Raw genomic sequence first — 24032 nt, 5'->3', positions numbered from 1 at the left:
GAATTAGCGTGGAAGCCTGACCAGCCATTACGGCGCTTCGGCGTCCAGGATTTCCCGGTCCCGGTGAAGGAGGACGACATGCCCGGCAAAAAGAACCCGAGCCTGAAAGATCCTGAACTATACGAGGAACTGCGCGAGGACGGCGCATCCAAGCATAAAGCCGCCCGTATCTCGAACGCGGCCGCCAAGAAAGGCCGCTCCGCGGTGGGCCGCAAGGGCGGGAAATCCGGCGACTACGAGGACTGGACCGTCCCGCAACTCAAGGCCAAAGCCAAGGAAATAGGCCTCACCGGCTACTCAGTCAAAAAGAAGAGCGAGCTTATCTCCGCCCTGCGGAACTCCTAGGCGGCGGCCATCCCCACCACCGCAGACTGTTCGCGTACCGCTTTAGGCACCCTTTCGCGCCCGTGTGGTGGTGGCCTTCGCCGCAGGCTTCGCGGCGGCGGTTTTGGCTTCGGAGGACTTCGCCGCAGCCGTCTTGGCACTCGTTGTCCTCGTCCCCGCAGTCTTGGCACCGGCTTTGGCGGGAGCCTTCCCGCCGGGACTGTCGGCAGTTTCTCCTGTGCCGGCGTCGTCCGCATCCTCAGAGGCGGCAGGCTTCCCGCCGCCGCGCTTCCGCTCCAGGCTTCGCTTGAGCGCCTCCATCAGGTCGATGACCTCGCCGTTGCCGGCCCCACCCGCCTCCGCGCCGAACGTTTCGTCGGTATCGAGCGAATCGCCCTTCTCCAGCTTGGCCTCGATGAGCTTCCGGAGCTGCACCTGGTAGTCATCGGTGAAGTGCTCGGGTTCGAAATCCGCGGCCATGGACTCCACGAGGGCGGCGGACATTTCGCGTTCCTGGGCGGAAATCCGGATGGACGTATCCAGCGCAGGGAAGCTGGCGTCCCGGACCTCGTCGGGCCACAGCAGGGACTGCAGCACCAGCACCTCGTCCTTGATGCGCAGCGCCCCCAGCCGTGTCTTCTCGCGCAGGGCGAACTGGACGATGGCCACACGGTCCGTATCCTCGAGCGCCCGGCGCAGCAGGACATAGGCCTTGGGCGACTTGGAATCCGGCTCCAGGTAATAGCTCTTCTCGAACATCATCGGTTCCAGCTGCTCCGACGGAACAAACTGGACCACCTCGATCTCGTGGCTGTTCTCCGCCGGGATGGATTTGAGCTCATCCTTGGACAGGACCACCGTCCGGCCCTCGTCCTCATACGCCTTGTCGATGTCCGAATAGTCGATGATTTTGCTGCACACCTCGCAGCGGCGCTGGTACCGGATCCGGCCGCCGTCGGCATTATGGACCTGGTGGAGGCTGATGTCGTGGTCCTCGGTGGCGCTGTAGACCTTCACGGGCACGTTGACGAGGCCAAACGCGATGGCACCTTTCCAGATGGCTCTCATCCCTCAAGTGAACATCACGCGGGGCCGGAGGTGAAGACCCATGGCCGGCCCTAAGGAGCGCGTCAGGGTCGCCGGGCGGGAACTCACCCTCACCAACCTGGACAAAATCATCTACCCGGAGACCGGCACCACCAAGGCCGATGTCCTGGCCTATTACGCCGCCGTGGCCCATGTGCTGATTCCCGCCGCGGCCAACCGGCCCGCCACCCGCAAGCGGTGGGTCAACGGGGTGGGCACCGCCGGGCATCCCGGCGAGGTGTTTTTCCAGAAGAACCTGGAGGATTCAGCGCCGGGCTGGCTCCCCCGCGCCGCCATCACGCACAAGGACCGGACCATCTACTACCCGATGGTGAACGATTCCGCCACGCTCACCTGGTTCGGCCAGATCAATTCGCTGGAAATCCATGTCCCCCAGTGGCAGGTGGACTCCCACGGCAGGCAGCTGAACCCGGACCGCCTGGTCCTGGACCTCGATCCTGGCGACGGTGCCGGACTTGAGGAATGCGCCGAGGTTGCCAGGCTGGCACGCGCCATCCTGCAGGACGTGGGCCTGGAACCTGTGCCGGTGACCAGCGGCAGCAAGGGCATCCACCTCTACGCCGGCCTGGACGGAACGCAGACCTCCGACCAGATCTCGGACTTTGCGCACGAACTGGCCCGCGCCCTGGAAGCGGACCACCCGGATCTCGCCGTGAGCGACATGAAAAAGAAGCTGCGCACAGGCAAGGTGCTGGTGGACTGGAGCCAGAACAGCGCCGCCAAAACCACCATCGTGCCGTACTCCCTGCGCGGCCGCCTCACGCCCACGGTGGCCGCCCCGCGGACCTGGCAGGAGATCGGGTCCCCCAAGCTCCAGCACCTCGACTACAACGCCGTGCTGCACCGGGTGAACGCGGGCAAGGACCCGTTCGCCGCCGTCGGACACGGTGCCGGGCACCCGCGGGACGGCGGGATCCCTCCGGAAGGGAGAACGGACGACGGCGGCACGCCTGCCCGCCTGGAGCGGTACCGGTCGATGCGGGACCCTGACGCGACGCCCGAGCCGTTCTCCGGCGCGTCCGGAAACGGGGATACCTTCGTGATCCAGGAGCACCACGCGAGCAGGCTCCACTTCGACTTCCGGCTGGAGCACGAGGGCGTGCTGGTGTCGTGGGCCCTGCCGAAGGGCGTCCCTGAATCCGGCGGGAAGAACCACCTGGCCGTCCAGACCGAGGACCACCCCTTGGACTACGCCACGTTTGAGGGCACCATTCCCAAAGGCCAGTACGGCGCCGGCGAAGTGACCATCTGGGACCACGGCACGTATGAACTGGAGAAATGGATCAACGGCCGGGAGGTCATCGCCACGCTGACCGGCGCGGACGGCGGCGGCCTGGGCGGCACCAAAAAGTTCGCCCTGATCCACACCGGCCGCGGGCAGGGCAGGGACTCCGAAGGACAATGGCTCATCCACCTGATGGACAAGGACCACCACACTTTTCATCCGCGGCGGGCTCCGGTGGAGGATGAACCGGTGGAGGACGCGGCGGAGAATTCGGCGGCGGACGCTTCCGGGGCTGAGCCTGCCGCGGACGTTTCCTCGGCCGCGGACGTTTCCCCGGCCGCGGCCGCGCCTTCCCCACTGCGTGCCGAGGATTTCGGTCCCATGATGGCAACGTCCGGGACCGCCGCCGACCTTCACGGCAGCGACTGGCAGTTCGAACTGAAGTGGGACGGCGTGCGTGGGCTGCTGGTCGCGGACGAAGAGAAGGTCCGTGTCTTCAGCCGCAACGGAATCGACGTCAGCGCAACCTACCCCGAGCTGACGGACCGGGCCTGCTGGCCGGCGGGCCCGTTCGTCGCCGACGGTGAGATTATCGCCGTCGGGCCTTCCGGCAGACCCGATTTCGGGCTGCTCCAGGGACGCATGAAACTGACCCGGCCGGCCGACGTCGCCAAGGCCCGCGCAGCAATCCCTGTCCGGCTGATGCTTTTTGACCTGCTGTCCGACGGCGGCGGGGACCTTCGCCGGCTGCCTTTCGCTAAGCGGCGGGAGCGGCTGGAGGAGTTCCATCACCCGTCGGAGTGTCCGGTGGAGCTGTCCGCCGTCCTGGACGAGAAGATCGAACACATCCTGGAGAGCGCGCGGGAGCTGGGCCTTGAGGGCGTAATGGCCAAGCGGACCGACAGCCGCTACGTCAGCGGGCAGCGGACCCGGACGTGGATCAAGATCAAGCTGGAGCAGACCCAGGAAGTTGTGGTGGGCGGCTGGCGGCCTGGCAAGGGCGGGCGGCAGGGTTCGGTGGGTTCGTTGCTGGTGGGCATCCCCGACGGCAGCCAGCTGCGGTATGTGGGCCGGGTGGGAAGCGGGTTCAGCATGCGCGAACTGGAAGAGCTCCGGCAGAAGGTGGACGGTCTGGCGCGCAAGACGTCACCGTTCGACGACGTTCCCCGCGAGGATGCCTCGGACGCCCACTGGGTGACGCCAAGGCTGGTCGGAGAGGTGACCTTCGGCCAGTGGACCGGAAGCGGCAAGCTCAGGCATCCGGTGTGGCGGGGCTGGCGGCTGGACAAAAACGCCGACGAAGTGGTGCCGGAGGGTTAGCGACGCCGTGTTGGCGACGCGCAAATTTTCCCGGGACACGCAAACGGCCTGGCGACACCCGAATTCGGGTGTCGCCAGGCCTTTTGTGTGTCGTCAGATCAGATGCGCGTCGTCAGCCAAGGTGTTTCTAGGACGAGTGCGGCATCTGCGGGCGTCCGGTACGGTGCACGGCCGTCACTGCAGCTTCCTGGCCCACGCGACCGTGGCCTGTGCCCCGCTCTTTGGGGTGCCGGCGCTTGCCGTTTCCGTCCGGCCAGTGGCGTTCGCCGGCCATCGCCGTAGTCACCGCAATGGTGGCCGGGCCCGGCATGGACGAGGTGTCCATGGCTGCCGCGAGATGGTCCGCGACCTCCGGTTCGATCTTTGTTCCAGCATTTTTTTCAGCCATTTTTTCTTCCTTCCGCAATGAAATGAAGTGGTTACCAATAGTAGGTCTGGCGTGCTGTCCTGGCGCTGGATTTACCAGCGGACCTTCTTCTCTGCCGGGCCCTGCTTGCCGCTGACATGGGTGGGCTTGTGGTTCTTGCCGACGCTCTGCAGCCCGGAGTCGCCGCCCCTGGATTTGCTGGCCAGCATGGCCCGCTGCGCTTCGGTCAGCCCCGCCCGGATGCCCTTGGCTTCGGCATCGTCCTGCGCGGATTCGGGCTGGCTGGGAGTGTTGTTTTCAGTCATTTGGTGGAACCTTTCTGAGGAGAATCAGTGTGTCTGACGAGATCAGCATGGACGGGGCCCGTGGTACCAGGCCGCAGGCGTCCGCCTACTCAAAAATCAGTGTTCCCATGAATCAACAATAGGCAGTTTCAGGCTCGGTTGTGAACCCCCGGTTTCCGGCCTGTACATGGGGCACGGTGGCGGCCGGAACTGGTGCCCGAACGGCCGTGGCGGCCGTCACTTTTCCGCGCGAATCAGGGGAAAAATGGCACAAAAAATGGGTCGTGAACAAAAAGATTCGGTAACGATGGCGGCGAACCGTCCGAATCCCAATGATGACGGGGCGAGAGCAGCCAAAAGAAATACCTGAAGACCGCTGGAAACCCTCTCTAAGGAAGGCACTTTACGGTATAAAACTCTCATTTGCCATGGAATCCGCGTAAAATTGAAAGCCTGCCCAGAGCGGGGCAGCTACAAGTCGCAAGCAAATGACCTCCATAGGAGTCGCCCAAATGCCCACAGACCGAAGCACGACCGACTCTTCAGCAGGCGTGAACAACGCCAGCCGACCCAACGAAGCAGCACCAAATAACGCACTCCCAAGTGCGCGTAAGCCGAAGATCCTTGCTCGCCGCAGGCTCAAAGAGTCCGACGTGAACGTTGTAAACCAGCCCATGCTGAAAAAAGCGCTCGGCGGAACCATCGTGGGTAACACCATGGAGTGGTTCGACGTCGGCGTATTCGGCTACCTGATCACCACTATGGGACCTGTTTTCCTTCCCGAGGCCGACAAGTCCGTCCAGACGCTGTTCCTGCTTGGAACGTTCGCTGCCACCTTCATTGCCCGTCCACTCGGCGGCGTTGTGTTCGGCTGGCTCGGCGACAAGATCGGGCGGCAGAAAGTACTCGCCGCAACACTGATGATTATGGCTGCCAGTACGTTCGCCGTCGGGCTGTTGCCCGGATACGCCCAGATCGGCATCTGGGCCGCTGCGCTGCTGGTAATCCTGAAGCTTGTACAGGGCTTCTCCACCGGCGGTGAATACGCAGGCGCCACCACGTTCGTGAGCGAATACGCCCCGGATAAGCGCCGTGGATTCTTTGCAAGCTTCCTGGACATGGGCAGCTACCTCGGCTTTGCCCTGGGCGCGGCGTTGGTTTCTGTCCTGCAGCTGACCCTTGGCCAGACAGCCATGGAGGAATGGGGCTGGCGCATACCCTTCCTCATTGCCGGCCCGCTGGGCCTCATCGCCATCTACTTCCGGAACAAGATCGAGGAATCCCCTCAGTTCCAGGCCACCCTGGATGCCCAGGAATCCATCGGGCAGGCCGCCGCAGCAGCTGACGTGGACGCCGCCAAGAGTCCGGTCGGAATCGTCAAGGCCTATTGGCGCTCGCTCATCGTGGCCATGATCCTTGTGGCCGCTGCCAACACCGCCGGGTACGCCTTGACGTCCTACATGCCGACGTACCTCACGGAGTCCAAGGGCTACGATCCCGTCCACGGCACACTGCTGACCATCCCCGTGCTGGTCATCATGGCCTTGTGCATCCCGCTGACGGGCAAGCTGTCCGACCGCATCGGCCGCCGGCCGGTCCTCTGGATCGGCGCCATCAGCACCGTAGTGCTGGCTACGCCGGCATTCCTGCTGATCGGCGTCGGTGACGTCTGGTCCACGCTGGCAGGCCTCTCGCTGATCGCCTTCCCAGTGACGTTCTATGTTGCGAACCTCGCCTCGGCATTGCCCGCACAGTTCCCGACAGCCAACAGGTACAGCGCCATGGGTATCGCCTACAACTTCGCAGTTGCCATCTTCGGCGGCACTACGCCGTTCATCGTGGCAGCGCTGATCACGGCGACCGGCGATGACATGATGCCGGCCTACTACCTCATGGCCACCTCAGCCATCGGGGTTGTGGCCATCTACTTCCTGAAGGAATCAGCCAAGCGTCCGCTGCCCGGCTCCATGCCCAGCGTGGACACCCAGGCAGAGGCCAAGGAACTGGTTGCCACGCAGGATGAGAACCCGCTGTTGGACATGGCCGACATGCCGTTCGAATCCCAGGACGTGACCGATGCCGCGGCCGCCAAGGTTCCGGCCGGAGTCTAGGCACCACAGCCTAAGCACCGCAACAACAAACCGGCCTGACCGGGCCGTCTTGTAGCCCGCGCTCAAAGGCCCGTCCCGCGCGCTTTCCTTGGGGGAAGCACGCAGGGCGGGCCTTAGCCGTGCCCGGCGCCGCCCTTCCGGCCATGCCCAGCCCGGCCCGGCCGTGCCCACGCGACGCCCTGTGACCCAGCTAATGGTCAGCATTCCGGGCTTCTGCTAATTTTCGAACAAGGGCTTGAGGATAGGTGGTGTTGGCTGTGTTCAGAGTCATGGCCCATGCCCGCACGCTGCACGCCCTGGGCCCGGCGAACAACGACAGGCTCTCGGCCGTTCGGGTTGCCCTCAGCGTGGCAGTGCCCTCCCTGGTACTCCTGGCCATCGGCCGTCCCGAACTCACCATGTACGCGGTATTCGGCGCCCTGACCGGTATGTACGGGCGCTCGGAATCCCATCAGCTGCGCCTCAAGCACCAGGCCCAGGCGGCACTGGTCCTGGTCAGCGGCATCGCGGTGGGCGTGTTCCTGTCCGTCAACCACATCCACTCCTGGTGGCTGGTGCTCGTGGAGGCCTTGCTGGCCGGCCTCGGATCCCTGTTCTCCGACAAGGTGCGGCTCAAGCCCAACGGACCGTTCTTCGGCATCCTCGCATTAGGCGCCTGCGCCTCGGTCCCGACGAGCGTGCCGTTCCTGACGGCTGTGCTGATCGGCGCGGCCTCGGCCGCATTCTCGATCCTGGTGGGCTTCGCCGGCTGGCTGCGGGTCCGGGCCTGGGAGGCTGGCGCCGTGCGTGATGTTCCGCGTCCCAGCAGCGAACTCCGGCAGGCCGCGCTGGTCCACGCCGCCCGCTATGTCCTGGCCGTCGGTGCCGCCGGAACCTGCGGCGTCCTGAGCGGCAGCGGCCACCCGCACTGGGCCATGGCCGCGGCCGCCGTCCCGCTCGCGGGGGCCGACCTGCCCAGCCGCGTCCACCGCGGGATCCACCGCATCGTGGGGACGTTCGTCGGTTTGGCGTTGGTCGCCGTCGTACTCTTTCCTGGGCCGTTGTCCCCGCTGCAGTATTTCCCCGGCCACACGGCCGCGGTGCTGGCGCTGCTGGTGATCGCATTCCAGTTCCCCACCGAACTCTTCATGGCGCGGCACTACGGCTGGGCCATGGTCTTCTTCACGCCGGTGATCCTGCTCATGACGCAGCTTGCCGCGCCCGTAGACCCAGGCTTGCTGGTCACCGAACGCGCGGTGGAGACCTTTGTGGGCGCCGTGATCGGTATCGTCGTGGTGGTGGCCGTCCGTGCGCCGCGGAGGGCTACTGCTTCGGACGCCGCGGCGGTCCGGACGTAAACCGCGCCGGCAGCACACGCGAGATGGCGGCGACCAGTTTGTAGCGTTTGGTGGGGATCGAAACGCCCTTCCCGCGGGCGTTGTCGGCGAGGCCGTCCCGGACCACCCAGTCCGCCCGCAGCCACAGCCAGCGCGGGGCGACCGATTTGTCCATGCCCATGCGGTCGTGGAATTCGGTGTGCGTGAATCCGGGGCACAGCGCCGTGACGTGCACGCCTCTCGGTCCGTAGGCCAGGTTGGCCCAGCGGCTGAAGATGACCTGCCAGCCTTTTGCAGCCGAGTAGCTGCCGCGGTTGGCGAAAGCCGACACGCTGGCCACGTTGATGATCCGGCCGGAGCGCCGCTCCAGCATCCCCTGCAGGGCAGCATGGCAGAGCTCCATGGGGGTCTGCACGTGCAGACGTAGGTGCCTTTTCTCGTCCTCCAAGGAATTTTTTTCGAACGAATGCAGCAGCCCGATCCCCGCATTGTTCACCAGAACCTCAACCGGCCGTGCAGCGTCCGTGAGGCGCCCGACGACGGCGGCCACACCGGCGTCGTCCGTCAGGTCGGCGGGCAGCACCTCAGTGGAAACGCTGTAATCACGCTCAAGTTCGTCAGCGATCTGCTGGAGCCGGGCGGCGTCGCGGGCCACCAGCACCATGTGGTGGCCTTCCTGCGCGAGCTGGCGGGCGAACTCCGCTCCCAGCCCTGCGGTTGCCCCTGTTACGAGCGCGGTGGTGGGTGTCTCCATGCGCCCAGACTAGCCGTGTTACGGCGCCGGCGGCTGGTGCAGGCCGAAGGTTGAGCCCTGATCGTCCTTGCAGAGCTTGAATCTTCCGTACTCCGCCGGGTCCTCGTTGCCTGGGGTGCCGATGATGGACCCGCCCTGGTCGGACGGTCCGGGGCTGAAGTCCCAGCCGAAGAGCGCGCCGTAGAACGCCCTGCCCCGTTCGGGATCTTCGACGCCGATTTCAAAGAACGCTGGTTCGCCGGCCATGGCTTCTCCTTTTCAGGTGGAGTCAGATGGGTCGAGTGGGCTCCGTCTGAGCCCACCGTAAACCCCCACCGCACCCCGGTCCAGAGTCAGCGGGCCCGCTCAGCGGTTGGAAAAAGTCCTGGGTTTGTGTCGATCCGGCCTCGCGCCATTCGACCTATGGATGAGAAGGTCGAAGGGCGACCTTCCACAACCAAGGAGAAGATTGAGATGGCCAAGTACATGCTGATCATGCGGGAAACCGACGAGTCCCTCGCGAAGTTCACGGACGTCGACTTCGACGAGGCGATGAACGCCATGGGCAAGTTCAATGACGAACTGATCCGCGCCGGCGTCCTGCTGGCGGCCGAGGGCCTGGAGGATCCGAAGGAGGGAGTTGTGGTCGACTTCACCGGCGAAACACCGGTGGTCACCGACGGCCCCTACGGAGAAACCAAGGAACTGTTCGGCGGCTTCTACATCCTCGATGTGGCCTCGAAGCAGGAAGCCATCGAGTGGGCGAAGCGGGCGCCGCTCACGGCCGGCCGCAAGACCGAAATCCGCCGCGTGCCCACCATCGACGAGTTCCCGCAGGACAACGAATGGATCCAGAAGGAACGCGCCTGGCGCGAGCAGACCGGGCAGCTGTGACCAGGCAGCTCTGACCGACAGATCTGACCGTTAATGAGCGGTGCTGAGGCGCGGGGCGCCGTCGAGGCGGTGTGGCGGATGGAGTCTGCCCGCATCGTCGGCGCCCTGGCCCGCTATACAGGCGACTTCCCGCTGGCCGAGGATCTCGCCCAGGAGGCACTCGCCGAAGCACTCGTCTCCTGGTCCGTCAACGGGATACCCGCCGAACCCGCCGGCTGGCTCCTCACCACAGGCCGCCGTCGTGCGATTGATACGTTCCGCCGGCGGGCGGCACGGGATGAAAAGTACGCCCTGCTGGCCAGCGACCTCGCGGCGGAGGAGCCAGGAGCGGACACCTTGTTCGACCCCGATGCGATCGACGACGACGTGCTCGCCCTGATGTTCATCTCCTGCCATCCGGTGCTGGCCAAGGAAGCCCGGATCGCGTTGACGCTACGCGTAGTGGGCGGCCTGGGCAGCGACGAGATTGCCAAGGCTTTCCTGGTCCCGGTGGCGACGATCCAGGCACGCATCACCCGTGCCAAGAAGACGCTGGTCGCCGCGCAGGTGCCTTTCGCGGTGCCTGAGCCGCACGAGCGGGCTGAACGTCTTAGCTCGGTGCTCAACGTCATCTACCTGATCTTCACGGAGGGCTCGTTTGCCTCGGGCGGCGCGGAATGGATCCGCACGGACCTGGCCGGCGAAGCCCGCCGCCTGGCCCGTGTACTGGTGCGCATCTCGCCGGAGCCCGAGGTGTTCGGGCTGATTGCGCTGATGGAACTCACCGCCGCGCGCTTCCCGGCCCGGCTCGATGCGTCGGGCCGCCCGGTGCTTCTGGAAGACCAGGACCGACGGCGGTGGGACCAGGCCGCGATCCGCCGCGGACGTGCGGCGCTTGCCCGGGCCGCGGGATCCGGACGCGGGTTGGGTGCTTATGGTCTCCAGGCTTCCATCGCTGAGTGCCACGCCGTGGCTCATTCGGTTGCCGAGACGGACTGGCAGCGGATCGTCATCCTCTACGAAGCGCTCGGCCGGCTGGCCCCGTCCCCCGTCGTCGAACTCAACCGTGCGGTGGCCGTCGCGATGGCCTCCGGCCCGGCGGACGGACTGGAGCTGGTGGAGGCGATCGCCGCACGCGGAGAACTGGCGGGCTCGCACCTGCTTCCCGCGGTCCGTGGCGAGATGCTCACCCGGCTCGGCAGGCGTGGCGACGCACGGTCCGCACTCCTGCAGGCCGTGGCGCTGTGCGGGAACGCCGCCGAGCGCGCGGTGCTGCAGCGCAAGGTGGACGAGCTCAGCTGACTCCCTGGCTGAGCTCACCCCACAGCGAACCTGGCGAGCGGGTTGGCGAGCCTGCCGGCCATCTGCAACCCGCCGGACGGGTCCGTGAGGTCAAGCATCTGCTGGTTGTTCCGCAGCTGCAGCCGGTTAAGGCACGACAGTTCAAAGTCAGGGGCGAACAGGTCGTGGCGGGCGAACTGGTCCGCGAGCTCCGGGTGTTCAGCCTGGTACTCCTGGATAACGCGGGCGGCCGTGCCCCAGAACTCCTCCTCGCTGAGTTTCCCGTCCTCCACCAGCAGGGCACCGAGGAAGCGGAAGATGCAGTCGAAGACATCCGTGAAGATGGCCAGCACCTTTTCGCCGTCGGGAATGTCCACCTGGATCCGTGATACGTCCGCGGGCAGGTCCAGCCGGCGCCCCATCACCACGATTTCCTCGGCGATGTCCTTCATCACCGCACGGACGGGCACACCGTTATCCAGCACCAGGATCACGTTCTCGCCATGCGGCATAAAGGCGAGTTCGTACCGGTAGAGGCAGTGGACCAACGGGACGAGGTAGGCCTCGAAGTAACGGCGCAGCCATTCGGCAGGCTCCAGTCCGGAGCGCTCAATCAGGGCAGACGCCATCGGTTTGCCGGTCGAATCGACGTGCAGCAGGGACGCCATGGTGGCAAGCTGCTGGCCGTCCTCCAGCAGCGGGAGCGGACTTTCCCTCCACAGCGCGGACAACATCTTCTGGTACGGCGAGCCCTTGGCGGACCCGGCCTCGTAGTAGCCGTTGTGGTAGCCGATGGCCGCGATCTCGCTGATCATGGCCAGGCCGCGTTTCCGCAGGGCTTCGTCTAACCGGATCAGGTCCCGCAGCCAGTCGTTGATGGCGGGGGTTGCCTTCATGTACTGCGGCGAGAGTCCCCGCATAAAGCCCATGTTCAGGACGGACATCGCCGTCTTGACGTAGCTCTTGGCGGGCGCGGCCGTGTTGAAGAACGTGCGGATGGACTGCTGGGCCTGGTAACTGTCGGCACCGGTCCCCAGATGGATGATGTGCTGCTGGGCGATTTCGGCAGCGAACGTGACGGTGAGCTTGTTCTCCCACTGCCACGGATGCACCGGCATCAGGAAGTACTGGGCGGGGTCCACACCCTGCGCCGCGAATTCGCTCTCAAAGGACTGCAGCGCGGCGGCGCCGAGCTCGGCCTCCAGGTGGGCGCGGTAGTCCAGCCCCGCGCTGGCGGTGAAGACAGCCTTGCTGCGGTGCACCCCGATCCATTCCAGGCGGACGGGGGCTCCGGTCTCCGGCGCGAACGCCCGGTAGTCACTGATGCCGAACCCCAGCCTGCCGTTGTTGGCCACGAAACACGGGTGGCCCTCCGTCATGCTGCGTTCGATGGCCTGGAAGTCGGCGGCGGGGTCCGTGCCGCCGGTGACTCCTGCCGCGAGTTCCTCGGCGGACGGCTGTCCCAGCCACTGCTTGTAGGAGTGGCCGGCCAGGGTGCTGCTGATCTCTTCAAGGTAGACCGGGAGCATCTCCTCGCGGATGCCCAGGGTGTCCCTGAACTCGGTGATGAAACGCAGGGCGTCCGGGGCGGCATCCTCGCCTTTGCGTGTGCAGTGGATCGAAGCGGCGTCCACCGACCAGTGCTCCAGCTCAAGCACGCAGGCCGTGAACGAGTACGCCGTGAGGCCGTCGTCGCTGCGGACCACGTACACCGTGGGCTCCTCCGGACCCGTGGCACCCCTGCCGGAGCCCAGGCGCTGCGGCTCCAGGATGCGTTCGTGCAGGAATTCGGCGAGCGCCTTGCGGACCAGGTGGCGGTTGGCTATGGCCCAGCGTTCGGGTGCGAGGTGGGGAACGGTGTTGGCGGTGCTGTCCGGTATTTCGACGACGGTGGGGTCCAGCTCGATGATGGTCACAGTGATGCTCCCTGGTGGATCGGGGTGGAAAGGTCATGGGAAGGGACTCGGGGGTGGCCAAGCGCTGCGCGGGCGGCGAGGTAGTCCTGGCGTGTGCAGAAGCTGAGCAGCGCTTCCTTGTCCGGCAGGGTGACAACCCCCGCCGGCTGGAAGCCCAGCCGCTCGTTGAGCACATGGATCTTGGAGTTCCTGGCGTCTGGTTCAACCACCACGCGTTCCACGCCCGGTTTTTCGAACAACCGCTCCAGCACGGCGTCCATCACCGCGGCCGTGTACCCCGGTTGGGGATCTCCCGACGGCGGCGCCACCAGCAGGTGCATGCCGATGTCGCCCTCCTGCACGGCATAGACCGCGGCCAGTGGCGAGGCGGCCGGCAGGTATTCCTCCATCAGGAAGGCGGGGACGCCGTCGTCGTTGATCCCCAGCAAGGCGTGGTGATGCCCCGTTGCCTGGATTTTCGAGTATTCCTCCACAACCCCGTCAACTGTGGAGGACAGCATCCCCCAGAACGACGCGTAAGGCTGTGTGACCCAGCTGTGGAGGAGTGGTGCATCGGCAACGGCGTCAACACAGCGGAACGAGAAGCTCATGCGGACACCTCCACCGTCTGGGCGGGAACAGGCTCGGCGCTGCGTCCGGCCGGACCGGAGACTGAACCGGGGACTGAAGCGGAGACCGGGCCGGGCTGGGGCGCGTCAGGCTGGGGCGCGCCGAACTGCTGGAACGCGATGCTACGCTCCACGGGATAGACCTCGCGGCCGGCGATCTCGCGCAGGATGCACGAGTTGCGGTAGGCGGCCATGCCGAGGTCCGGGGTGACAAAGCCGTGCGTGTGCAGCTCGGCATTCTGGACGAAAAGTTCGCCGGGTTCGACGCTGGTGCTGTAGTTGCGTGCCACGGCGAACCGGCCGGCGGAGTCCCTGGCAATCCTGTCCTGGATGCCGGCCAGGAAGTCCGGCTCCCGGTAGGTGTAGCCGGTGGCCAGGACCACGGCTTCGCTGTCCAGCACATAATCCGAGCCCTGTTCCCCGTGCCGGAGCCGCAGGGTGTGGGAACCGGCGGCCTGATCCCACGCGGCGCCCGTGAGCGACGAATGGGTGAGGAGCTGGGTGTCCACCATGCCGGCGAGGCTCTTCGTGTACAGGAGGTCGTAGATGGCGTCGATCAGCTCGGAGTTGATGCCTTTGTACAGGTTTTTCTGGCTCTTGATGAGTCCGTCGCGCTGGTCCTGCGGCAGCCCGTGGAAGTAGTCCACGTACTCCGGCGAGGTCATCTCCAGGGTGAGCTTGGTGTACTCCAGCGGGAAGAACCGCCCGGACCGCGTGACCCAGTTCAGCTGGTAGCCGTAGGTGTCGATGTCCTGAAGCAGCTCGTAGTAGATTTCCGCGGCGCTCTGGCCGCTGCCCACGATGGTGATGCTCCGCTTGGCCTGCAGCTCACTCTTCCTCGACAGGTAATCGGCGTTGTGGAGGACAAGTCCCCCGCCGCCATCAGCGGCTGCGTCGACTATTCCGTCACAGGACGCCGGCACGTACGGCGAGGTGCCCGTGCCCAGCACCAGCCGCCGCGCCAGCAGCACCTCGGGCCCGTCCGGACCTTCCACCGAAAGGCGGTAAACGCCGGCGTCGTACGTTACATCCAGCACAGCCGTGCTAAAACGAACGGACCGCAGCTGGCCGGCCACCCACTGGCAGTACTGGTTGTACTCGGCGCGCAGCGGATAGAAGTTTTCCCGGATATAGAAGCGGTAGAGGCGCCCGGTCTGCTTGAGGAAATTCAGGAACGAATAGGGCGACGTGGGGTCGGCCAGTGTCACCAGGTCCGCCATGAACGGCACCTGGAGGTGGGCCGGCTCCAGCATCATGCCGGGGTGCCAGTCAAAGGATTCCCGTTGCTCCAGGAAGACGCCATCCAGCCCGTCCACCGGCTCGCTGAGGGCGGCGAGGCCAAGATTGAAGGGCCCGACGCCGATGCCGGCGAAGTCGAAAATGCGCGGTTCGGTGGAGGTGCTCATGCGGACACCTCGCTGGTGCTGTTGTTGGTGTTGGCGCCGGCCAGCAGCTGCACGCCGGTGCTGCGCAGCAGCTCGATGATCTCGCTGATGTCCTCCAGGGTTGCTTCCGCGTTGAGGAGCGTGAACTTCAGGTAGTGCCGGCCGGCCACCTTGGTGCCGGCTACGACGGCCTGCCCGGAAGCGAAAACCTCCGCGCGGATGGCCGGGTTGAGGGTGTCGGCCGCATCCTCGGAAAGCCGGCCGTGAGCGCCGGTGATGCCGACATCGGCTAAACCGGCGCCGGCAAGGGCAGCAGCAGTTCCGGACACACGCGGCCGGTACCGGAAGACCACCGTGCTGAGCTGCGGAGCGGCGGCGAGCTCAAAGTCGTCGTCGGCCGCCAGCACGGATCCCACCCGGGCGACGAGGTCGATGGCCTCGTCAAACAGGGCGCCAATCGCATCCGCGCCCATGATGCGCAGGGTCAGCCACAGCTTGAGTGCGTCAAAGCGCCGGGTGGTCTGGATGCTCTTGTCCACCTGGTTGGGGATCTCGGCCAGGGCGGCGCTTTCCGGGTTCAGGTAGTCCGCGTAGTACGTGACGTGCTGGAGCATGGCGCGGTCGCGGACCAGCAGGGCGCTGGAGCTGACGGGCTGGAAGAACGTTTTGTGGAAATCCACGGTGACGGAGTCGGCCAGGCGGGTCCCGTCCAGCAGGTGGCGGTAGCGGCCGGAAACCATCAGCCCGCCGCCGTAAGCCGCGTCAATGTGGAACCAGGCACCGTAGGCGCGGGCCAGGGCGGCGAGGTCTGCGAGCGGGTCCACCGCACCGAAATCGGTGGTCCCTGCGGTGGCCACAACCGCCATCGGCACCAGCCCGGCGTCGTGGGTTTCCGCCATGGCCTCGGCGAGCGCGGCCGGGTCCATCTTGTGGTCCGCGGCGCAGGGAACGGAGATGACGGCGTCGAAGCCCATGCCCAGCATGGACGCGGACTTCTGGATGCTGAAGTGGCTGTCTGCTGATGTGAAGATCCGCAGCTTTTCCAGCAGGGCGGGCAGCCGGCGTCCAGCGTTGGCCGGCTCCTGCCGCAGCCCGGCAACGGCGTGGTTGCGCGCGATCAGCAGCGCCTGCAGGTTGGACTGGCTGCCGCCGGAGGTGAACACGCCGTCGGCTGCCGCCCCCAGCTGCAGCCGTTCGGCGGTCCAGTCGATGAGCCGGCGCTCGATCATGGTGGCCCCGGCGCTCTGGTCCCAGGTGTCCATTGAGGAGTTCACCGCGGACAGGATGGCCTCCCCCACCAGCGCCGGGATCACCACCGGGCAGTTCAGGTGGGCCGCGTACTTCGCATCGTGGAAGTAGATGGCGTCCCGGAGGTAGACGGTCTCAAGCTCCTCCAGGGCCGCGGCGGTGTCCGGGAGCGGCTGGTCCAGGTCAACGGCACCGATGCGCGCCTTCATGTCGGCGGGCCCGACGCCGGTAAAGGGCCGGGTGGTGCGGTCGATTTTGGTGGCCACGGCGTTGACGCCCTGCAGCACCTGCGCCACGTACCGGGTGGAGTTCCTGGTGTTGAACAGATGGTTGGTGGCAGCGAGGGCCAGCTCCACGCGGGAGCCGAAATCCTGCCCGGGCAGGGTTTCGCCCACCCGATCTTCATCCACGTACATCTCATCAACACGGGGCAGCAGCGGCACAGTGGTCATCCTTAGTTCGACGTTAGGGGTGTCTTTAGCAAGGTAAGCCTTACTTAGGTGAACCTTTTCGTCAAACTTTAGTGACTTATTTATCTTAAGCCGCGGGAATACGGGAGTTCTTCAGGTCGCGGGCGCGTCATTGACTGGCCCCGATCGCGAATCGGGTGCAAAATACTCCGCGCGAACGGACACTTGAGGCCCTCCGGAGGGAGTTCCCGGGGCCTTAAATGACCGTTCGCGCTGGTTCGAGGGGGCTTAAATGACCGTTCGCGCTAGTTGTCCGGCCAGTCGATGTGCTGTTCGTAGCCCCCCTCGTGGGCGCGGAGGTAGCGGGTAATGAAGGGGCAATGCGGGATGATCCGCTTGCCCGAGGCCACCACGTCGTCGAGCGCGAAGTGGGCCAGCACCTTGCCCAGGCCCTGGCCCTGGAAGGCCTCGGCGGTGTCGGTGTGGAGGAAATCCACGTGTCCGGGCAGGTCCCGGAAGAAGGACTGGACGGCGACCTTTCCGCCCACCCGCAGCTCGTAGCGGTGATGTTCGTCATCCCTGGACAGCGAGACGTCGGGGCTGAACTTGTCCTCTGTGGAAATCATGTTCTCAGTCATGGTTCGACATTGGCACTACTTGGCCCCGCTGGCAATGGCCCGTCAGACTGGCTGCCATCGTGGGCGACGCCTTCGGCACCGACATCGCCGGGGACACGTTCGGGCATCCGGCCCAGCAGCAGGACGGCCAACACAAAGCATGCCGCGCCGCCTCCGAGCAGGCCCAGCGTCAGGCCGTTGAGGGCAGCGTCCGCCACCGGAATGAAGACGACGACGGCGGCCGTCACCACCGCAGCGGCGGGCCGGCCGCGGGTGTGGACAGACGCCGTCGGACGTTCCTCAAGGTGGCCGAACGCGGCCAGCACCGGGAGCAGGAGGGCCACAACCCCCAGGAGGACGAGCGGCCGGGCCCACCACCATTCGGCGGTGCCTGCCGCGGGCTTGGGAAAGTCGGTGAGGAGCAGGAGTCCGGACATGGCCGCGAGCAACGGCAGGTGCCACAGGTACACGGTCATGGAGCGGCGGCCGGCAACCATGACCACCCAGCGGATCCAGCGCACGCCGGAAACCCAGCCGAGCCCCGGCCGGAAAAGCTGGAGCGCGGCAGCCTGGGACACGCCCAGGAGCAGCAGGCAGAGGTTGGGCGGGTTGAGGTTGACCAGCATGTTTCCGGAGTAGAGACCCAGGCCAGTGACCAGCCCGAGCACCAGGTTGGCTGCCAGGATGAGCCCCACCAGGCCGGAGAGCGTGAGCCTGGCCAGGTGACCGTCGGCCACCAGGAAACCAAGCTGCTGCACGGCGCACCACAGGAAAACAAGATTTGCGTAGGCGAGCATGGGCAGGGCTCCGCGGAAGCAGTCGATGGCCACCACGAGGGCCGCCAGGACCGCAACGGTCAGCCAGGGCGCGCGCCCATGGAACCGGGCCAGGAGCGGGATGTTGAGCTGTGCGGCCAGGTAGGCGGCCAGGAACCAGAGCGGCATGCCCGCTCCGGTGGTCATCAGCTGCACCACCTGGGCGTCCACGCCCAACAGAAGCGCGGCCCAGAACCCCAGGAACATCACCGCCAGGAGTGCCGCCGCCGGGCGGACCAGCCGCAGCAGCCGGGCCTGGGCAAACTCGACGCCCGTACCGCCGCGGGTTCTCAGCCGCTGCCAGGACTGGAGGCCCGTGGTGCCGCCGGTCACGAAGAACAGCGGCATCACCATGAAGATCCAGATCACGGGCTCGAACCACGGCTGATCGCCCAGCGTATTTTTGGAGGTCACGGTGCCGTCCCCTTGCAGGACGGGGCTGACCATCATGCAGTGGCCCACCACCACCAGGGCCAGGCAGACGAACCGGACGAGGTCGATCACGAGGTCGCGCTGCACCGCCTGTTCACCCTGCGGGGCCGGCCCCGCCTCCTTCACACCACTCACGTGCAGTCCCAACATGCGCCGATGCTGTTGTTCACTCAATTGTCCGCCCGTGATGCGCTCCCGGCCAGAAAAGGGTGTTCCCGGCCAGAAACGGGCACAACGTCGCCTCAGCAGTGGTCGCCTCAGGAGCGTCAGTCAGCCGGTAACGGCCAGCAACCCAAGCACGACGGCGAGCAACGGCGTCGTGCCTTGCAGAACCGCGGCGCGGAGGTACTTTTTCCCGCTGAGTGCCAGCACCGCGGCGGCGAGCAGCATGGACCCGCAGCAGCTGAAGATCAGCGTCCAGCCGACCACGTTCTGCGCCGAGGCGTCCGGGCCAAGCGCCACGCAGCCCACCCCGATGAACGCGCCGATGGCCAGGAATAGGTTGTAGAAACCCTGGTTGTAGGCGAGGGGTTTGGTGGTCTCGGCGTCAGCCTGGGAGGCGAGGCCGAAGCGTTTCCACGTGGCTGGCGTAGTCCAGGTGAGGGATTCCATGGTGAAGATGTACACGTGGAGCGCGGCGGCGAGGAAGGCAAAAAGCAGGGAGGCCAGGATCATGTGCTGATCCTAGCCTCCCCAAAGACTCAACTGATGCGTCACCGGGTGAGCATGCCCAGTGCCGTCGTGGCGAATTCCCTGGCCGAGGTGTTCCAGTGGCCCAGCAGCCCCTGGAGGTTCTCGCCGTCGGCCCGGTGCGCCGGCAGCTGGTCCTGGAGCGTGGACAGCACGCCGGTGCGGAGCTCGGTATTGAAGTTCACCTTGCCCACGTTCATCGCGGCGGCCTTGACCAGCTCCCCCGCCGGAATGCCGGACGCGCCGTGGAGCACCAGCGGGATGTGGGTCCGCACGGCTATGTCCTGCAGGACGTCCCAGCGCAGCTGCGGCTCGCCCTTGTACTTGCCGTGGACGTTGCCCACCGCAACAGCCAGCAGTTCCGCGCCGGTCCTGGCCACAAAGTCCTCCACCTGCGCGGAGTCCGTCAGGCCGGCCACTGCCACACCGGCTTCGTCGGCACCGAAGGCACGGTCCTCGTCGCCGGCCAAGCCGCCGAGTTCCGCTTCAAGCACGACGCCGGCACCCAGCACAGCGCGCGCCTCACGGACCAGCGCAATGTTGTCCTCATACGGCAGGGACGAGCCGTCCGCAAGGACCGAATCCGCCCCCGCGGCGACTGCGTCGGCCATCACCTTGAGGTCCATCGCGTGGTCCAGCTGGACGGCCACCGGAACGGATGCGGCGTCTGCCAGCCCGCGGAGCGCGGCGATCAGGCGGAGGCCGTTGGACGTGCCGGCCGTTTTGGGGGCCACCAGCAGGATGACCCCGTGGCCCGCGTCCTCGGCCGCGCCCACAACAGCCAGCGCGGTGGTGAAGTCGTAGCAGGTGAAGGCGGGAACGGCCGAGCCCTGCTGGAGGGCGGCGGTGACCAGGTGGTCGAGTCGGGTGCGCATCAGACGCTCAGGCCTCCCACGAGGATCCAGGCCACGTAGGTCAGGACGAATCCGGCCACGCCCAGGACGGTGGTGAGGACGGTCCAGGTTTTCAGGCCGTCCGAGACGGTGAGGCCGTAGTAGCGCACCACAGTCCAGAAGCCGGCGTCGGTCACGTGGGACAGGCCCAGGGAACCGAAGCCGATGGCGATCACGACGACGGCGATCTGGGCCGGCGAGTAGCCGCCTTCCATCACGGCGGAGGTCAGCAGGCCGGTGGTGGTGACGATGGCGACGGTTGCGGAACCCTGGGCTGCACGCAGGGCCAGGGAGATCACGAAGCCGAGCACAATCACCGGCAGGCCCAGGTGGTCCAGCGTCTGGGACAGTGCGGCACCGATACCGGAGGTCCGCAGGACCTCACCGAACACGCCGCCGGCCGCGACAACCATCAGGATGGACGCGATGGGAGGCAGGGCGCCTTCGAAGATCTCGCCGGTTTCCTTCAGGGACCAGTTGCGGCGGACCGCCAGCAGGAAGAAGGACAGGGCAACGGCCACCAGGAGGGCGAAGAACGGGTTGCCGATGAAGGCAGCCAGGCCGTACCAGGAGTTGTCCTTGGGGATGGTGAGTGTGCCCAGGGTGCCGATGAGGATCTGCACGATCGGGGCGGCGATGAGGAAGATGATCAGGGCCGGACGCGGCGGGGCGATACCTACGGCGCCGGGGCCTTGGTGGCCGACCTTGACCAGGGAGTCGGAACCGAATTCGTCCACCTGGGCCTTGACGCCGGGGAGGAGCTCATACTCCTTGCGGTTCATGATGCTGGCAACCCAGTAGGACAGGAATCCGAGCGGGACGCAGATGATCAGCGAGATCAGCGTGATGAGCCCGATGTCGGCGCCGAACACTCCGGCGCCTGCCACGATGCCCGGGTGCGGCGGCACGGCGACGTGTATGGAGAGCATAATGCCGGCCATCGGCAGGCCGAACTTGATGGGGTGCACGTTGGCGATCTTCGCAAAGGCGTAGACGATCGGGACGAGCACAATGATGCCCACCTCGAAGAACACGGGGATGGCCACCAGGAAGCCGACGGCGGTGAGCGCTACCGCGACGCGCTTGGCCCCAAGCTTCTCGGTGAAGTGCGCGGCCAGCGACTGGACGCCGCCGGAAACCTCGATCATCCGGCCCAGGACGGCGCCGAGCGCGATCAGCAGGGCCACCTTGCCCATCGTTCCGCCCACACCGTTGGCGACGACGGTGAAGACGTCCTTCAGCGGGATCTGCGAGGCCACGGCCACGGCGATGCTTACGGTCAGCAGGGCCACAAAGGCCTGGATCTTGAAGCGGATGATCATCACCAGCAGGACGGCGATGCCGATCGCCGCGATGGTGAGGAGCAGCGGAGTACCCAGCTCCACCGCGGGTTTGATGGCGGGGGCGTCGGCTGCCCGCACCATCAGCGAGTTAGTCAGGGGGTTCATTGCGGTGTCTCCTTCGACAAGCCAGTCTTCCAGAAGACGGGCTGGCGGGCGCTGTTTCTTGTACTTTGTGAACGCTGGAAGATACGACGACGGCGGAGGGGGGACCGCCGTCGTCGTAAGTTTTTTGGGGGTGCTTTAGCCGGGCTGCCTAGGCGGTGCGCTTGGTGGGCGCGACAACCTTGATGACTGCGGAATCGTCGGCGGCGGCGAGGCCCTGGGCCTGGCCCAGGAGGTACAGCTGCTCGGCGGCGGCGGCGACGGGGGCTGCCAGGCCGGCGGCGCGGGTGGCCTTGCCCACGATGCCCATGTCCTTGACGAAGATGTCCAGGCGGGACAGGACCTCGGCGCCTTCCTCGGTGTAGGCCTCGAGGATGCGCGGGCCGCGGTTGGAGAGCATAAACGAACCTGCCGCGCCGGCTTCGAGGGCTGCGAGGGTCTTGGCCTGGTCCAGGCCGAGCGCGTCGGCGAGGGCCATGGCCTCGGCGGCGGCCGCGATGTGGATGCCGCAGAGGAGCTGGTTGACGGTCTTGAGGGCCTGGCCGTCGCCGGGCTTGTCGCCCACCACGGTGAGCGTGGAGGCCAGCAGGTCGAGGGCCGGGCGGGCCTTTTCTCGGGCCTCGGGGGAAGCGCCGACGACAATCAGCAGGTCGCCTTCACCGGCGCGTTTGGGGCCGCCGGACAGCGGCGCGTCCACGAGCTCAACGCCGTATTCGGCGAGGCGCGCCACGGTAGCGGGGATGGCTTCGGTGCCCACCGTGCTGCCGAGGATGACGACGGCACCCGGCTCCAGCACGGAGGCCACGCCGTTCTCGCCGAAGAGGACGTCGTTGAGCTGCTCGCCGTTGCGGACCGCGAGGAGCAGCGCGTCGGCGCCCTTGGAGGCTTCCCGGGCGGAGGCGAAGGTGCGGATGCCGGCTTCTTCGGCGAGTTTCAGGCGCGGCTCGGCGATGTCGAAGCCGTGGACGGTGAGCTCGCTGGCCAGCCGGGTGGCCATGGGCAGGCCCATGGCGCCGAGGCCCAGGACGGTGACGGTGTAGTTGCTGGTCATGGTGTTCTTCCTTGAATACTGGCGGGGTTAGAAGGTGCTGCTGAGCTTGCGGGTGACGTCGGCGAGGGACTGGTCGTCGCCCACGTTGCCGGCGAACACGATGTACGGGATGCCCTTGGCGGGGCCGTCCACGGGCTCCCAGAGCGAGACGATGCCCGGCAGCATGGGACCGCGGACAATGGCGTGGCGGATTTCCAGGCCGTGGGCGGCGACGTCGGAGGACGTGATGCCGCCCTTGGCGATGACGAACCGCGGCGGGAAGGTCTTGAGTGTCCGGTTCACCACGGCGACGACGGCGGCGGACACCGTGCGTGCGATCCGCAGGCTCGCTGCGGGGTCGTCGGTCTTGATCAGCAGGCGGCTGGTGTGGACGATGACGTCTCCCCCGTGGAGCGCCTTCACGACGGAGTCAACGGTCTGGTCGAGGTAGGCATCCGCGGCTGTTTCGGTTTCGGCGGCAAGCAGCTTCTCGACGTCGATCTCGACGATGCGCGCGGCGCTGTGCTGTTCGGTGAGGGCCTTGAGTTGGCGGGTGGTGACGCCCACATGGGAGCCCACCACGATCAGGCCGCCGGCCTCGGACGGGGTGTTGCCTGCGTAGGCTTCAGCGCCGGTGAGCTCGGTGCGGATTTCCTGGCCGATCCGGGCGCGGACAAACGGCGGTCCCACGCGGTAGAGCAGCTTCTTGCCGCGCCGTTCGGCTTCTTCCAGGCCCAGGGACAGGGCGCGGAGATCGTTCTCGGTGACGATGTCGGCGACGATCGGCGTGGAGTTGGTGGCAGGCTCGATGGCATCGGCGATGGCCTTGGCGGTGATCTGCGGATCGGCAGAGGCGCGGATGATGTTCAGGTCCAGGACAATCACGGAATCCGCGGCGAAGCGGCCCCGCGACTTCTCTTCCACGTATTTGGTCATGTCCGAGTTGGCGAAGCCGAAGCTGGCGTCCTTGGCGAATTCGGTCTCGGCCACGGGGGTGAGCTTGCCGGCGTCGTCCCCGGTGCCGCGCATGTAGTGCACGCCGCCGATGGTCACGCGGCCGGCGTCGGGGAACGCCGGCACCAGCACAACGCCGTCGGTGGCTTCTCCGCTAACGTCAGCAACAGTGGCCGCGATGACGTCGGGCTCCAGCGGGTAGTGGCCGCGGAGGGTGGAGTCGCTGCGGCTCACGAACCCCAGCCGCAGGGCATCTGCGGAACCGGCGGCGGCCAGTGCGTTGCGGACCACTTCCTCGTTGCGCGCTGCGGCTTCCGCGGGGTCCAGGCTGCGGGTGTTGGTCAGCACGTACACGGCGGGCTTCGCCTGGCCAAAGGCCCAGATGAAGTCCTCCACTTCCCAGCGGGTGAGCACAGGCAGATCCGCAACGGACTGCGTTCCGGTGGGGTCGTCGTCGAGCACTACGAGCATCCGGGGGGTCGCCGCGCTGGACGCGGCGACGGCGTCGGCAACAAGGCGGGCGGGAATCCGGACTTCGGCTGGGAAAGCCGCCAGGATGTCTGCTTCAAGCGTCACTGTGCACTCCGTTGTGTGGAAATCTCTAAGTATTAAGGTAACTGTAAGATGTCTGACATCTAACATTTAAAA

General features: G+C 66.3%; 22 protein-coding genes. 6 read left to right on the top strand and 16 right to left on the bottom strand.

Features of this window, described 5'->3' with window-relative positions:
• Positions 1 to 78: 78 nt before the first annotated feature.
• Entirely contained in the window at positions 79 to 345 is a 267-nt protein-coding gene (locus tag NIBR502772_RS04290) for a Rho termination factor N-terminal domain-containing protein (RefSeq protein ID WP_141139218.1), read from the top strand.
• 42 nt (positions 346 to 387) lie between these two features.
• Here the strand turns inward: NIBR502772_RS04290 and NIBR502772_RS04285 are convergent, their stop codons facing one another.
• Complete coding sequence (locus NIBR502772_RS04285) at positions 388 to 1392, bottom strand: Ku protein (RefSeq protein WP_141139217.1); 1005 nt, start codon at positions 1390 to 1392, stop codon at positions 388 to 390.
• Positions 1393 to 1432: 40 nt separating this feature from the next.
• Here NIBR502772_RS04285 and NIBR502772_RS04280 point away from each other — a divergent pair, with 40 nt between their 5' ends.
• Positions 1433 to 3976, top strand: coding sequence for an ATP-dependent DNA ligase (locus tag NIBR502772_RS04280; protein WP_141139216.1), 2544 nt, complete (start codon positions 1433 to 1435; stop codon positions 3974 to 3976).
• Between the two features lie 127 nt (positions 3977 to 4103).
• On the opposite strand, the gene NIBR502772_RS04275 is transcribed toward NIBR502772_RS04280, so the two are convergent.
• Both NIBR502772_RS04275 and NIBR502772_RS04270 read right to left on the bottom strand, forming a co-directional pair.
• Positions 4104 to 4364, bottom strand: coding sequence for a hypothetical protein (locus tag NIBR502772_RS04275; protein ID WP_141139215.1), 261 nt, complete (start codon positions 4362 to 4364; stop codon positions 4104 to 4106).
• Between the two features lie 71 nt (positions 4365 to 4435).
• Positions 4436 to 4648: a hypothetical protein gene (locus NIBR502772_RS04270; RefSeq protein WP_056347939.1), complete on the bottom strand. Its 213-nt coding sequence runs from the start codon at positions 4646 to 4648 to the stop codon at positions 4436 to 4438.
• Positions 4649 to 5139: 491 nt separating this feature from the next.
• Between NIBR502772_RS04270 and NIBR502772_RS04265 the strand changes: the two genes are divergently transcribed.
• Positions 5140 to 6738, top strand: coding sequence for an MFS transporter (locus NIBR502772_RS04265; protein WP_141139214.1), 1599 nt, complete (start codon positions 5140 to 5142; stop codon positions 6736 to 6738).
• A gap of 257 nt (positions 6739 to 6995) precedes the next feature.
• Positions 6996 to 8075, top strand: coding sequence for an FUSC family protein (locus tag NIBR502772_RS04260; RefSeq protein WP_246848765.1), 1080 nt, complete (start codon positions 6996 to 6998; stop codon positions 8073 to 8075).
• Here NIBR502772_RS04260 and NIBR502772_RS04255 read toward each other — a convergent pair.
• Positions 8041 to 8808: an SDR family oxidoreductase gene (locus NIBR502772_RS04255; RefSeq protein WP_141139213.1), complete on the bottom strand. Its 768-nt coding sequence runs from the start codon at positions 8806 to 8808 to the stop codon at positions 8041 to 8043. The two genes, NIBR502772_RS04260 and NIBR502772_RS04255, sit on opposite strands and share 35 nt — an antisense overlap.
• 18 nt (positions 8809 to 8826) lie before the next feature.
• Positions 8827 to 9054, bottom strand: coding sequence for a VOC family protein (locus NIBR502772_RS04250; RefSeq protein WP_141139212.1), 228 nt, complete (start codon positions 9052 to 9054; stop codon positions 8827 to 8829).
• Positions 9055 to 9261: 207 nt separating this feature from the next.
• Between NIBR502772_RS04250 and NIBR502772_RS04245 the strand changes: the two genes are divergently transcribed.
• Both NIBR502772_RS04245 and NIBR502772_RS04240 read left to right on the top strand, forming a co-directional pair.
• A complete protein-coding gene (locus NIBR502772_RS04245) occupies positions 9262 to 9681 on the top strand; it encodes a YciI family protein (protein WP_056347932.1) in 420 nt (139 codons plus the stop codon).
• 33 nt (positions 9682 to 9714) lie between these two features.
• A complete protein-coding gene (locus NIBR502772_RS04240; protein ID WP_141139211.1) occupies positions 9715 to 10962 on the top strand; it encodes an RNA polymerase sigma factor in 1248 nt (415 codons plus the stop codon).
• A gap of 14 nt (positions 10963 to 10976) precedes the next feature.
• On the opposite strand, the gene NIBR502772_RS04235 is transcribed toward NIBR502772_RS04240, so the two are convergent.
• The 11 genes from NIBR502772_RS04235 to NIBR502772_RS04185 all read right to left on the bottom strand — a co-directional run bounded on the left by NIBR502772_RS04235 (position 10977) and on the right by NIBR502772_RS04185 (position 23960).
• A complete protein-coding gene (locus NIBR502772_RS04235) occupies positions 10977 to 12857 on the bottom strand; it encodes an IucA/IucC family siderophore biosynthesis protein (RefSeq protein ID WP_371706768.1) in 1881 nt (626 codons plus the stop codon).
• Positions 12854 to 13447 carry a GNAT family N-acetyltransferase gene (locus NIBR502772_RS04230; protein ID WP_141139210.1) on the bottom strand — a complete coding sequence of 198 codons (594 nt, stop codon included), beginning with the start codon at positions 13445 to 13447 and terminating at the stop codon, positions 12854 to 12856. The genes NIBR502772_RS04235 and NIBR502772_RS04230 overlap by 4 nt, the downstream gene beginning before the upstream one ends.
• Positions 13444 to 14871: a lysine N(6)-hydroxylase/L-ornithine N(5)-oxygenase family protein gene (locus NIBR502772_RS04225; protein ID WP_141139209.1), complete on the bottom strand. Its 1428-nt coding sequence runs from the start codon at positions 14869 to 14871 to the stop codon at positions 13444 to 13446. Before NIBR502772_RS04225 ends, NIBR502772_RS04230 begins: the two co-directional genes overlap by 4 nt.
• Positions 14868 to 16514 (bottom strand): aspartate aminotransferase family protein, encoded by a 1647-nt coding sequence (locus tag NIBR502772_RS04220; protein ID WP_141141927.1) that lies wholly within the window; start codon positions 16512 to 16514, stop codon positions 14868 to 14870. The genes NIBR502772_RS04225 and NIBR502772_RS04220 overlap by 4 nt, the downstream gene beginning before the upstream one ends.
• Positions 16515 to 16813: 299 nt before the next feature.
• Positions 16814 to 17146: a GNAT family N-acetyltransferase gene (locus NIBR502772_RS04215; RefSeq protein WP_104062996.1), complete on the bottom strand. Its 333-nt coding sequence runs from the start codon at positions 17144 to 17146 to the stop codon at positions 16814 to 16816.
• Positions 17143 to 18522: an acyltransferase gene (locus NIBR502772_RS04210; protein WP_141139208.1), complete on the bottom strand. Its 1380-nt coding sequence runs from the start codon at positions 18520 to 18522 to the stop codon at positions 17143 to 17145. Before NIBR502772_RS04210 ends, NIBR502772_RS04215 begins: the two co-directional genes overlap by 4 nt.
• Before the next feature lie 120 nt (positions 18523 to 18642).
• On the bottom strand, positions 18643 to 19047 hold the full coding sequence (locus NIBR502772_RS04205) for a DUF1304 domain-containing protein (protein ID WP_141139207.1): 405 nt from the start codon (positions 19045 to 19047) through the stop codon (positions 18643 to 18645).
• 38 nt (positions 19048 to 19085) lie between these two features.
• A complete protein-coding gene (locus NIBR502772_RS04200; protein ID WP_141139206.1) occupies positions 19086 to 19937 on the bottom strand; it encodes a class II fructose-bisphosphate aldolase in 852 nt (283 codons plus the stop codon).
• The gene (locus NIBR502772_RS04195; protein WP_141139205.1) at positions 19937 to 21403 is read right to left on the bottom strand and encodes a GntP family transporter; all 1467 of its coding nucleotides are present in this window, start codon (positions 21401 to 21403) and stop codon (positions 19937 to 19939) included. Before NIBR502772_RS04195 ends, NIBR502772_RS04200 begins: the two co-directional genes overlap by 1 nt.
• A gap of 148 nt (positions 21404 to 21551) precedes the next feature.
• Complete coding sequence (locus NIBR502772_RS04190; RefSeq protein ID WP_141139204.1) at positions 21552 to 22451, bottom strand: NAD(P)-dependent oxidoreductase; 900 nt, start codon at positions 22449 to 22451, stop codon at positions 21552 to 21554.
• A gap of 27 nt (positions 22452 to 22478) precedes the next feature.
• Positions 22479 to 23960, bottom strand: a complete 1482-nt coding sequence (locus NIBR502772_RS04185) for a four-carbon acid sugar kinase family protein (RefSeq protein ID WP_141139203.1) — start codon at positions 23958 to 23960, stop codon at positions 22479 to 22481.
• Between the last annotated feature and the right edge of the window lie 72 nt (positions 23961 to 24032).

Source organism: Pseudarthrobacter sp. NIBRBAC000502772, from assembly GCF_006517235.1.
GTDB lineage: Bacteria > Actinomycetota > Actinomycetes > Actinomycetales > Micrococcaceae > Arthrobacter.
This window is presented reverse-complemented; position numbering and strand designations above follow the sequence as displayed.

Bases quoted from the DNA above. Each gene is read 5' to 3' on its own strand.
- NIBR502772_RS04290 (WP_141139218.1), top strand. From the start codon at position 79: ATGCCCGGCAAAAAGAACCCGAGCCTGAAAGATCCTGAACTATACGAG.
- NIBR502772_RS04285 (WP_141139217.1), bottom strand. From the start codon at position 1,392: ATGAGAGCCATCTGGAAAGGTGCCATCGCGTTTGGCCTCGTCAACGTG.
- NIBR502772_RS04280 (WP_141139216.1), top strand. From the start codon at position 1,433: ATGGCCGGCCCTAAGGAGCGCGTCAGGGTCGCCGGGCGGGAACTCACC.
- NIBR502772_RS04275 (WP_141139215.1), bottom strand. From the start codon at position 4,364: ATGGCTGAAAAAAATGCTGGAACAAAGATCGAACCGGAGGTCGCGGAC.
- NIBR502772_RS04270 (WP_056347939.1), bottom strand. From the start codon at position 4,648: ATGACTGAAAACAACACTCCCAGCCAGCCCGAATCCGCGCAGGACGAT.
- NIBR502772_RS04265 (WP_141139214.1), top strand. From the start codon at position 5,140: ATGCCCACAGACCGAAGCACGACCGACTCTTCAGCAGGCGTGAACAAC.
- NIBR502772_RS04255 (WP_141139213.1), bottom strand. From the start codon at position 8,808: ATGGAGACACCCACCACCGCGCTCGTAACAGGGGCAACCGCAGGGCTG.
- NIBR502772_RS04250 (WP_141139212.1), bottom strand. From the start codon at position 9,054: ATGGCCGGCGAACCAGCGTTCTTTGAAATCGGCGTCGAAGATCCCGAA.
- NIBR502772_RS04245 (WP_056347932.1), top strand. From the start codon at position 9,262: ATGGCCAAGTACATGCTGATCATGCGGGAAACCGACGAGTCCCTCGCG.
- NIBR502772_RS04240 (WP_141139211.1), top strand. From the start codon at position 9,715: ATGAGCGGTGCTGAGGCGCGGGGCGCCGTCGAGGCGGTGTGGCGGATG.
- NIBR502772_RS04230 (WP_141139210.1), bottom strand. From the start codon at position 13,447: ATGAGCTTCTCGTTCCGCTGTGTTGACGCCGTTGCCGATGCACCACTC.
- NIBR502772_RS04225 (WP_141139209.1), bottom strand. From the start codon at position 14,871: ATGAGCACCTCCACCGAACCGCGCATTTTCGACTTCGCCGGCATCGGC.
- NIBR502772_RS04220 (WP_141141927.1), bottom strand. From the start codon at position 16,514: ATGTACGTGGATGAAGATCGGGTGGGCGAAACCCTGCCCGGGCAGGAT.
- NIBR502772_RS04215 (WP_104062996.1), bottom strand. From the start codon at position 17,146: ATGACTGAGAACATGATTTCCACAGAGGACAAGTTCAGCCCCGACGTC.
- NIBR502772_RS04210 (WP_141139208.1), bottom strand. From the start codon at position 18,522: ATGTTGGGACTGCACGTGAGTGGTGTGAAGGAGGCGGGGCCGGCCCCG.
- NIBR502772_RS04205 (WP_141139207.1), bottom strand. From the start codon at position 19,047: ATGATCCTGGCCTCCCTGCTTTTTGCCTTCCTCGCCGCCGCGCTCCAC.
- NIBR502772_RS04200 (WP_141139206.1), bottom strand. From the start codon at position 19,937: ATGCGCACCCGACTCGACCACCTGGTCACCGCCGCCCTCCAGCAGGGC.
- NIBR502772_RS04195 (WP_141139205.1), bottom strand. From the start codon at position 21,403: ATGAACCCCCTGACTAACTCGCTGATGGTGCGGGCAGCCGACGCCCCC.
- NIBR502772_RS04190 (WP_141139204.1), bottom strand. From the start codon at position 22,451: ATGACCAGCAACTACACCGTCACCGTCCTGGGCCTCGGCGCCATGGGC.